Here is a 12,062-nt window from a genome sequence, read left to right as displayed (position 1 = left end):
TAAGATGAATTTGCTCGTTATTGATTTTGAATCCTCTAATTCTAACCCTATAAGTGAATGGTATAAAGATCACAATTGCTATTTAATTACTTCTATCGAATCATTAAGATTAATGAGCAATGAAATGATTTCATCGTTTAAGAAAGTTGTTGGCATTGAAAGTTTACATCCAGATAATGATGACCTGATTTTTTATTATGCGGAAAAGTTAAGAAAAGAAACGGTCTTTGACTACGTTATAGGAGTCAGAGAGTTTGACTTATTACCCGCTGCTTATATAAGAAATAAATGGGGTCTACCGGGTGCAAGTGTCGAGGCAATAGAAGCATATAGAGACAAAGGTGTAATGAAGAAGATTTTGGAAAGAAATAATGTTTCCATCCCTAAGTTTTCATTGATAGAAAATGCTCTAGATGTCCTCAAATTCATAGAGGATCATGATTATCCTGTCATACTCAAACCACGAACCTCTAAACGTGCACGAGGTATTTCAATACTGAAAAATGACAATGATCTCCATAATTCTTTATATATTGGATTAAAGAGGAATTCTGAAGAATTAATTAATATGATGGTCGAGGAATTTGTTGAAGGCCCAATGTACCATGTTGATGGAGTTGTCTTGAATAATCAGATAAGATTTATTTGGCCTTCATTATATTTGTCAAATTGCATGGACTTTCAGGATGGTGACTATATTTCAAGTTGTTTGTTATCACCTGAGGATAAACTGTTTGATAGAATAATAAGATATGTAAGAAAATGTATTGAGGCACTTCCTTCACCTGTGAATTTTGCTTTTCATGCAGAAGTTTTCCTATGTTCTGACGGAAGTTTTAAATTATGCGAGATCGCTGCTCGTGCAGGCGGCGGGCCAGTAATGACCGCGATAGAAAATATATTTGGCATCAACCCAAAAGAGATCGCATTTAATGCTTACATTGGTAATGTGTTAAATGAAAAGCTTGACTCTACCAATATTATGCCAAACTCAATTTGCGGATGGATAATTATACCAAATAAATTAACCAACTCTTATATTTATAACATTCCTGAATTTTGCCCTTTCCCTCAAGTTACAAGCTATAAAACTTTTGCTAAGGATGGAGATTATTTTTCTGACGAACACCAAGTTATAGCTGAAATCACTATAATTTCATCAAATTCGAATGAAGTTAAAAACCTTATCGCCGGGATTATGAAATGGTTCTATAGTCAAATTAATTTTAAAGCCGTTAATTAAGGTAGCCTGAGGTTTTTTTAAGAAGGGAACTAAGTGCCTGAGGCACGATCAAAGTTTCTGTTCAAGAAAACAAAATCGTAGAGATCCTCAGGCATATATAATCTAGAAGAACTTTACTGCAACATTGATGACTTTTTCCAACAAGTTACCGAAAAAGCCGAACCTGAATTTACATGATTCTGAAATTGCCGCTCTTAAGCAAACCTGCCGTTAATTAAGCAAATTTCCCTTTACCAACCGTCACATCAGTCCATGCCGTTGCGATAGCCGTTTTCGCCTGACTGTCCAGACTCTCAATAAAACCATGATCACCCACTGTCGGGGCAAAACTACTCATGGCCTGAATCAAAGAATCCACCGCATTATCTGACAGTGCCGTAAATTCACGCTCCCCTGACGCGTTCTTATCACACATCCGAGTCACCAATTTGGCGCGATTGCCATTAAAGTAATCATCAAAAGTAACCGAACCTACCGATTCAAATCTCCCCTGAGCGGTATTATCCTGAGTATGACGATTCACTGACAGCACCAGATCATACCCGCTACGCTGGAACCACAGATTTTGCCAGTCAACACCGTCAAACAGGATCATATCTTCTGCGTTAATATCGCTCACTCGGTTATCAATCACCTCTGCGCCGATCACAAAGCTATCCACACCTGCGCCGCCCCGGAAATGGTTCTGATACCCGCCTAATACCAGCAGATCCTGACCTTCACCGCCGTCAAACTGGCTGAACTTCGAAATAGCCGCGGCTATCAAGTGATCGTCGCCTTCGCCGCCATTGATCACCGCATGGTAGCCCATCAGCTTAATCGCATCATTGCCGGAATAACCATCAACCCGATTGTCATTGCCAAATACTCTGGCAAAATCGTCGCCTCCACCCAGTTCGGCCTGATTATTATTGCCGATGATTACCGCATAATCCTGACCTTCTCCACTATCCACCCGGTTATAGTTGCCGGAGGCGACGACGTAATCTTGTCCGTTACCGGCATCAATAAAACCACCTTCACCAAAGACAAACACCTGGTCATTGCCTTCCCCCATAAATAGATGGTTAATACGCCCGGCCACTACTGCGGTATCATCCCCCTTACCGCCAAACATCCAGTTTTCACGTCCCATCAGGACACCCAAGTCATTACCTTCACCACCGGTAAAGATATTGGAAGTCCCTAGCGAGTAATAAACATCATCACCGCGACCACCCCAGAAGTTATTGTTATCCCCCAAATAAGCGCCGAGATCTTTACCGTCGCCTCCCCAGTTGAAGTTATAGTTTCCCAACGATACATGGATATCGCCATCACCGTGCAAATGCCCGCTATTACGCAGGAAATCAAACGTTTTTTCTTCCATATTAAGCAGATCAGTCGTCAGGTTTTCTTTCAGGTTAACCACTAACGATTTCATCTCTCGCTGCTTCTCTTCGCTGAACATCGTGGCAAACAGATTAGGTAAGTTAAGCGAATTAAAGCCAAACGCAGACTTGGGTTTATTATTGGTCTGGGCATTTTCTCCATTGATATTCACCGCAGATCCTGATTCCTGATGTTCATCGGGCGCTTTCTCTTTCAGACCATGACTCTCCGCAAATGACCTGACTCCATCCTCGCCCATATCAATGCCCGCCTCCAGGCTATCAAGTAATTTTTCTGGATTGGCGAAGGCGTGCAATTGATCACCACTAAACTCCCCAATCACTTCCAGCATCTCTTGCAGAATCGCCTCACCATCAACCGATTCGCCGGTGCGGGAAATAATTTTCCCCTCCGCGGTGTAGTTCACCCCAAAAATATCCGCTAAGGTGGTATCTGCGTTTACACTCGCTAATCGGCCAATTAGTTTATTCTTAAGCTGACGCGGCAAATCCTGTGGATTATAGGTAAAGGTGGTCTTCGCCATGCCCGTTGCCGAATATTGCTGCGTCATCAGGCCAAACAACGAACCCAAGTTAGTATCCAGAATCGACTGGATATGGTCGCCGAACATCAGGTTCCAGTTACCGGTTGTCACCTGAATATCGGCGCCACGCCCGCCTACAGCAAAGTTGAAGGCCAGTTTCTGATTAGCCTGACGGAATTGCGCTATACGACTTATTTTGCCCATACCCGTTCCGTTGCCATGTTCGCCTAACCACTGATTAAACTTCTTGTTCAATGTCAATTCAGCGTCATGCTTCAAACCACGGCTGCTACGCTCATGTTGCGAATCCAGATCAGTCAATGTGTTGTAGTCCACGCTGCTGGTTTGGTCCAAACCGGACATATCCTCCACAAACCTCTTCGCACCGGCGATGGTCCACTGCTGATCTTGCGCCGCCAACCAATCTTGATCCTCACTGAAACCGGCAACCCCTTGCAGTACGTGAGCAATACGCGCAGCGCCATCAAACGGATTAACCAACGGCGGCGTTGGAATGGATTTATCCATCATCACAATCAGATCATTACTGCGGCCCTGATTAAAACTGACATTACGATTACCGATAAACATTTGCGCCCCTTCAAGCGCTTGATAGCCTGCAATATCGAAGCTCTGTTTACTGTCGCCATTACCGATATGCACCATCACATTGTTATCACCGAAGGCCAGTGATTTAAAACCACCGCTACCCACTTTAATACCGACGTTCGAGGTTCCCCAGTTGAGGGCGGTAAACTCGCCGTCTCCCACATTTACCTGGATATTACCGGAGTAACTGAGCTGATTATTCGATTGATCGTTAGAGTCAATCTGAATCGTATTTTCACGTTTCTTGGGTTGAACTAACACTTCATTGTGACCGGTAATCGCGCCTTTAATAACGGTATCCGCTTCGGTGTGTCCTACCCTGGAGAGATTGATATCACTTTCAGCAATACCACGACGAACCGGTTCGCTATGCGTGATCAATGCATTTTCATCATTCCAACTTAATACAATTTTGTTATCAGCCAGATTGTTAACCCATTGGTTATTTTGATCACGGGTAAATTTGCGTCCACCGGCATCAACCGCCACTTCACTACTGCGAGCGGAAACATCGCTGCGAATGCCTTGCTTATCCAACACGGTGATAAAGCGACGAGCAAAACCATCCCGTTTGTCATCACTGATCAAAGAACAACCCACAATACTGATGTGATCAGGTTTGTGAGTTATGCTTTTACCCAGATTAACGTCCCGATAAAACCGCGTTAATCTGGTCGCCAGTTCATCAGCCGCGTAACCACTCAGACGAATGTTATTTTGCTCCGAGGTATCACGACCATGACCGACAATCTGCCAACGTAACTTCCCGGATAATCGGGCAAGATCGCCATAAACCACACGATATTCGCCCCTGGAGTCGAGTTGAATCACCACGCTAGAATCTGAGTGTTTACCCGCCAGATTGGCCGCGGCTTTAGCGACGACCGGATCATCCTCCATTTGGATAATAATCTGACCATCAAAGCGAGTTTCACGACCATCAGCTTGTGGCGTCACCTTCTCTATTCGCCAGTCACCGAGCAGCCTGCTCATTTTCTTATCCTGATGAGGATCGTCGATGATAGTCGGTTCTAGCCTCTTATTTTTACCCGATAACCCATCTAATTCTTCCACCGCTGGACGACTTTGGGGCTTCACCCAAGCATGTTTCTGATAGAACTCCCCAGTTTCTCGGAAAGCGTTATCCAGCGCCTGACTTACCCACACTTTGCCTTCTCCACCGGCAATATCCACCAGATCCCGATAATTGGCAGTATAGCTATTTAACATCTGCTTACGTTGCTCATCACCCGTTACCTGTAGCGCCTGATAAACCGCCAGACTTTCGTTGACAGAATGACCACCATCAAATACTAGAAACGCCAGCGTGTTGAGATAGCCCTGTCTGGCCGAGAAGGCAGGCTGTTCATTAGCAATCTGTTCATTAGCAATATAGTTATTGAGGTGAACCATGATATTGGTCGAGCCGGAAGCGCCTGTCACCACAGAGTGACCTTGCGCTAACGCATGATGCTCAAATCGCGTTTCCCATCCGGGGACCAAAATTCGGCCCGCAGCAACCTTTCTGCCATACAAAAAGTCATCATGCTTGTTATTAGCAGGCTGGTAAGGCAATGCCGTACCATAATCGTTAGTCTGCTTTTCGGTTATTTCGACTTCATACGTGACATCAGCCCCGCTAGTCAGTTGACTACTGGTCGAACGGGCTTTGGTGATCGCATCCTCATAGAAACGATCCCCTTTAACCTTCCACTCCGCACGATCCATCCCCATTCCTGAGGTAGTTGCCATTTTCACTGCCAAAAATGGCACCTTAATCACCGCAAAACCATCATCAACCTGAGTCATCATGACTTTGAAATTGGCAAAAGTCGGTTCATCCAGAAACGTCGTCAATTCAGGCACCCGACTAAACCAGGGACGAAAGTCCTTATTAATGACCTTGGCGAATCCCGCCATCTTTTTAGCAATAACCTTCTCACGATCGGCTACATCAGGATAAAAGCCCCCTATCCACTGCTCAAATCTCTCTACCAGAAATTGTCCTGTCTGTCTGGAAACAGTCATCGCATCCTGTGGCGCTGTTTTCACCAATTCATGGGCCAATTCAGAATCAAAATGGCGGCCAAACAGGTTGTCAATATATTGTCCAGTCGTCTTTTTCTTACGGGCATCAGTCAGTAATTGTTGAGCTAACGTGTGTAATTCAGGATGTGTCTGCAACTGGGCAACCGCCTCCTCAAACAGCTTAATGGTTTCCTGTTGTGTTACTTGTCCGCTAAGCCACAGATTTTTGGCTCGTTCAATGAGCGGCATACCTTCGGGAATAGCTTCTTGTTGCAATCGGCTAACGAAAACAATGAGACTTTCACTTTCAGTTTTAGGCGCTTCCCGCGCCGCCGCAGAGTTAATCTGGGTCAATGGCTTGATTTGTAAAGCAGTAAGACGATTAATTTCGCTTTGCGCGATATCGCCTTTCAGACCTACCACACGCCCGAATCCATCAAAGGATACCTGTTGGTCAAACTGTGCAATATGGTCAGGCGCTAGGCTAACCCCTAAAATCCCGGCTGATTCAGCTCTTTTTGCTTGAAGGTAGGCAACCAATTCCCCCATCTCAAAACGCAGGCTTTTAACTAATCGGCCACGCCTGGCAAATTCATTGGGATCATGCTGTTGCCAATGAGCAAGCGCTTGCTCAAGCTGCAACACATGCTGCTCATCAGGTTGTTCGACCGTATTATTGAAAACCTCACGTACTGCCGCCAGCGCCTTACTGGGCCGATCGGTATTTATCTGACCAAGATATCTTTTCGTCGAATCAATAAACCGCTTGTCACCCTGACTCAGCAAGAAAGGATCAAACTCTCTCAGGATGGAAGAATGGGATTTAAGGCTATCTCCACCAGCAACTTGCCCTAACCCTTGCAAATTAATACCCGAAATTACAGGTGCTTTTGTGGTTAACTTTCTCGGTTGATTTGAGGTAGGTTCCACAACCCTATCGGATGACGTTCCGGTAAGCCGCGAAATGACCGAAGCACCGACATGTTCAGCACGAATACCCCTGTTGATCTGTAGTCGATTAACCGCCCGTCGCGCACTATTCAATGCCGCCAAATCTGCGGCTGTTAGTGTTAGATCTTCACTGTTCCAGCCATTAGCTTCCGTTTTGGATTCAGGATTGATATGACTTTTCAGTTTCGCTACATCGATTGGCGTATAAGCCCTCCCAGACAAGCCACTGCCGGGCGCCCCGCTACGATCGGGTTTTGCATCACCGGCCTGTTTCGCCCCTTTCGCATCAACCTGTACCTGAGCGGCTTTATTTTTCGCTGCCGCGCTATCATATTCACCGCGTTGTTTCGCTTCTTCATATACGGCATAAGCATCGCTTTCCGCTTTTACTGCTCGCAGACGTTGTAAATCCGCTTCTTTCTGTCTTGATTTCGCTTTTATTCGCGCATCTTCAATATTGTCGTCTGTGTTCTTTATATTCTGATAACTTTGTTCTAAACCTGCTGCTGATTTGCCAATTGTATTTTTTACGTGTTGTTGGTTATTAATAAGGCACGGCTGTAAATCAGCCAATTTTTTCTGGGAAATAAATTTAATGTCATCTAATTTCTCCTGAGTACGGTCCAAATATCCCATAGCAAACCGGTTACGCCACTCATCACCCAATTTCCCAGTGTAATTCCCATAGTCATTAAGCGCATTCAGACGTTGAGTCATGGAGAACAGCTCTTTCGTTACCGCTCTGGATTCTCCACTTATTGCATCACACTGTACTTGCCCATTGGTATTCAGCGCATTTTGATTTGTTAACTCCAATTGGAATTGTGATTTTGCAATTATTTTAAGTTGGTCATCCCGTTCTTGTTCCAGAATGCGGCGATTTTCTTCCGCTTTCTCTTTATCACTTAACGCATTTTGCGCAGCGCTGTCCTGTTTTGCATGTTTAATAACAGCCTCAGCTTGTGATGACGATTCACTCTGCGTCGAATCAACCTTGTCTCCAATATGCAAGGCATGCTGAATAGCCTCAATATCAGGCGTCTCCACCTGAGTGACCGTGCCGCTTAATTTATTACGCAGATCCGAACTAACTTCATCAATGGCATTCATCTGGAAACCATCAAGGGCAGAAACTTCGGTTAAATTAATTGCTCCTCGGCCTTTATGGGTTCCAGAAGTACTCACCTCATTACCGTGAATCAAATAGCTAATCGCCTGACCACCTTCCACACCTAACACAGTTTGTCTAATCGTTTTAAACAGAAAAGGAAGGTTATTACTTTGCGTATTGCTTTCCGCAATAGAAAGAGAGTAGAAATCGCCGTTACCAACCTTAATCGCCACATTATTACGCGCATAAGAGGCGTTAATCCCTAAACCATCACCAACATGAATATTGGCATTGCCCTTACCTTTCATGATCGCAACATTAAGGCCATGCCCGACTTTAGTATTAACGTTATATTCACCCCACGCTGCGTTAACGGAAATACCATCCCCCACTTTGGTATTAATATTAAAATCGCCGTGCGTCGCAGTAACACTTAAACCATTCCCCACCGTGGTAGTAACATTCGCTTTGCCTTTTGCCGCAGTAACCTGCATCCCATCACCTACTTTGGTGACAATATTCCCTTTACTCCACAAGGCATTAAAGCTGTCGCCGTTACCTACCTGAGTCACAATGTTGGCATCAGCTGTGGCAAGTATGACATTACGCCCATCACCGACTTTGGTAATCACATTAGCTTTGCCCCAAGCGCCGGTATAATCATCACCTTGCCCCACATGGGCGATGATATTGGCATCCCCTTGAACAACCGTGACTTCCTGCTCATTACCCACTTTGGTAATGATGTTCGCTTTACCTTTGGCGAAGTTATAACGGTCGCCATCACCAACCTGAGTCAGGATATTAGCCTCCCCCCAAACAGCATTAACGCCGGTACCGTTCCCCACTTTGGTAATGATATTCGCTTTACCTTTGGCGAAACCCACCGTCGTGCCACTACCAACATGGGTCATGATGTTACCCACATCGGAAATAAGTAAACCGACGGTTATCCCGTCACCCACCTTAGTTAGAATATTGCCCTTACCGAATAGCACGCCAGCAGTGGTTGATGATCCCTTATGAGTGATGACGTTAGCCTCCGCCGCCGCAACCACTCCCATAAAATCATCGCCCACTTTGGTGACAATATTCGCCTCTCCTAACGCTAAAACACCGGTTAAGCCATTACCGGAATGCGTCATGATATTGGCTCGACCAAACATTGCCGCCAATGTTGTACCATCCCCTACCCTGGTCATCACATTCAGCTCACCGGCAAACAGACCAACGCTGGCGCCATTACCCACATGCGAATAGATATTGGCTTCACCAACCATCAAACCAAGCGTCAAATCATTACCCGCTTTCGTCAGGATATTGCCCTGTCCGATCATCGCCGCAAAAGTTGAACCATTACCAATATGGGTCATCACATTGGCCTCGCCGATCATTGCCGCCAACGTCATGCCGCTACCCACTTTGGTGGCGATATTTCCTTTAGCCAACATCAAGGCAACACTCGTTTCATCACCAATGTGGGTAAACACATTGCCGGCAGCAATCATCAATGCCAGCGCCTTACCATCCCCGACTCGGGTAAAAACATTCCCCAAGCCCCCCATTAACCCCCATGCATCACCACTGCCAACATGGGTAAAGATATTGCCCGCGCCAATCATGGCCGCAATCGCAGTCCCATTACCCACTTTGGTAAAGACATTGCCTGCGGCTCCCATCACTCCCAGAGTCTGACCGCCACCGACATGAGTCAGCACATTACCGATGCCGAGCATAATACCCGTGGTGTTATCGTTTCCGATCTTGGTCAGAATATTAGCGCCGCCTAACATCACACCCGTCGTACTCCCATTGCCAATATGCGTAAACACATTGGCGCCGCCGCCCATCAGCGCAATAGCACTACCTCTGCCCTTTTTCGTCAAAATATTGGCGCCGCCTAACGCAACCGCCGTGGTACCTGATATTTCATCATCGTGGAGATGGGTGATAATATTCGCGCCACCAAGCATACCGGCAACCAAATCACCGGCGCCAAGCTTAGTCAGCACATTGGCGCCCCCCGCCAGTGCCGAGGAGACCTTCCCCTTACCTGCCTGGGTCATCACATTAAAACCGCCGGCGCCTAACCAATTAGCGTTGCCATTACCTATTTGGCTATGAGTGTTGTACCCGCCAAACATGACAACTTGGCTATCGCCATTACCTTGGTGGATCGAGATATTACCTATCGCCAGGAGATGAGCCAGATACCGACCATCACCGATTCGAACCAATACGTTTGCCGCACCGCCAGCGTAAACATCCATTTCTCCATGTTGGCTTTGATGCGCCAGCACGTTTGCCAGACCTGCGCCACGGAATGTCAGATTACCCTGTTCCCCACGCTTCACAATCACATTGGCAGCGCCAGCGCCTTCAAAATTAACATTACCGCGTGTGACACTGGAGGTAATGACATTGCCGCCCCCCATGCCTTTAAAATTAATGTCACCGGAGCTGTCACCCATATCCGTGGATGATTTCACCAACTCCTGATGACTATACTCTTCGGTATGCGCTAAATGCTCAGAAACACGACATACTGAATTCACTTTATATTGCAGATGGGTTAGGGAGTATCCGCCCACCTCCATTGAGCGATAACCATTTTTAGGGGAAAAATATTCGGCAGCCAGATTGCCGGTATGATCACCTTCTTTATACCAAGCACTGGCATAATATTGCAGCGCACCGGTTTCAGGATTATTCGCCAATTCAACCATCACCACTTTGGTATATGACTCAACATACCTGGCATAGATATAAGTGTTCGGTCGGCGGTTCGATTTCACTGCTGACACATCCAATATCAAACCACCGGAATGGATTGCATGCCCATGCATTTTGGCATCAATCAACGTGACATCTCCTGCTCTGGCATTGGTTCCGCCGGCATAAGTCACCCAGTGATTTTCCTGCAAATCTTCTTCAACCGTATGTTGAATAGTAACGGGTTGATGATGCTCAAAGATTAAATTAAAGAGGCGGTAACCACCATTGGAACGTATATCGAAAAATCCATTACTTGAAGAGATATTCTCCGCGGCAAGATTATTGAGATGATTGCCCTCTTTGTACCAAGAAGTAGCGTAATAACCGAGCTTACCGGTTTCAGGATCATTTTGAAGTTGAACCTTAACCAGCTTCGTGTACATTTCATCGGCCAGCGCAAAGAGATAAGTATTAGGCTCGACAGTTGATTTAATCCCAATCACCTGTTGGTGTTGGGATTGTTGGAGCCACTTTCCCCCTATTGTCGCTGTCTCTAACACAATCTCTTCGGCTTTAGCGTATTCCAGAGCGCCATCACGAGAACCGCTATCTACGCCGATTCTTGATATTTCATTGTAAGCGCCGGCGCCATCGAAACTAATATCACCATGTGCGACATCAGAATAAATCCGGTTATAACCCCCTGCCCCTGCAAATTCGATATTACCGTGGGTCTGTCCATATTGATCTTGGCTTTGGCGCAAGCGTTCAATACGGTTTGATGCTCCGGCGCCATGCAAAATAATATTACCTTCTTTACCTTTACGTATAATGTGATTATCCGCTCCGGCGCCTGTGAAATTAATATTGCCGTTTTCAACCCGCGAACTAATACTATTTGCGGCTCCCCCGCCTTCAAATTTCACATCGCCGTGACTTTTCTCATAGTGATCATACCAGGTACGATCAATTTTATTACCGGCGCCGGCGCCGAAGAAACTTAAATTACCCTGATTGGTTTCATGCCATAATTCGTTATAACCTCCGACACCTTCAAAAATCACCTCACCAGATTGCCCTTTACGACTCAGGCCATTATAAGCAGCCACCCCAGAGAAATTGAGATTACCGTGGCTTCCCCGGTGATCGATAGCAACCCCTCCCGCCGCGCCAGCAAATGAAATATCACCATTGCCACTCTTATCAATACCTGAATAACCAGCAGCGCCATGTACTGACAGATTACCTTCCTTATCCACTATTTTTAAATATCCGGCGCCACCATTGACAACCTTATTACCAGAATCAGCATAGACCGTCGCCCCAATCGAACCGAGGGTAATACGATCATCGCCTCCTTTGGCATAAATAACCCCTCCTACGCCGATGGCAACAATATTATTACCATCATCATCATCGTAGTATTTTCCAGTAAAGAAATATTCTGTACTACGGTTTGATGATTTTCCCATAAATAATCCCTTAATTTA

At 45.8% G+C, this 12,062-nt stretch carries 2 protein-coding genes; one reads left to right on the top strand and one right to left on the bottom strand.

The features are described from left to right. Positions 1–4 precede the first annotated feature (4 nt). The gene (locus tag EAE92_RS16355; RefSeq protein WP_214068853.1) at positions 5–1,243 is read left to right on the top strand and encodes an ATP-grasp domain-containing protein; all 1,239 of its coding nucleotides are present in this window, start codon (positions 5–7) and stop codon (positions 1,241–1,243) included. A gap of 214 nt (positions 1,244–1,457) precedes the next feature. Here the strand turns inward: EAE92_RS16355 and rtxA are convergent, their stop codons facing one another. Beyond that, complete coding sequence (gene rtxA, locus EAE92_RS16350; protein WP_214068852.1) at positions 1,458–12,044, bottom strand: MARTX multifunctional-autoprocessing repeats-in-toxin holotoxin RtxA; 10,587 nt, start codon at positions 12,042–12,044, stop codon at positions 1,458–1,460. Between the last annotated feature and the right edge of the window lie 18 nt (positions 12,045–12,062).

The sequence above is a fragment of the Photorhabdus hainanensis genome, from assembly GCF_018448965.1.
Taxonomy (GTDB): domain Bacteria; phylum Pseudomonadota; class Gammaproteobacteria; order Enterobacterales; family Enterobacteriaceae; genus Photorhabdus; species Photorhabdus akhurstii.
Note: the sequence above shows the minus strand (reverse complement) of the source record. Positions and strands in the feature narration are given on the sequence as shown.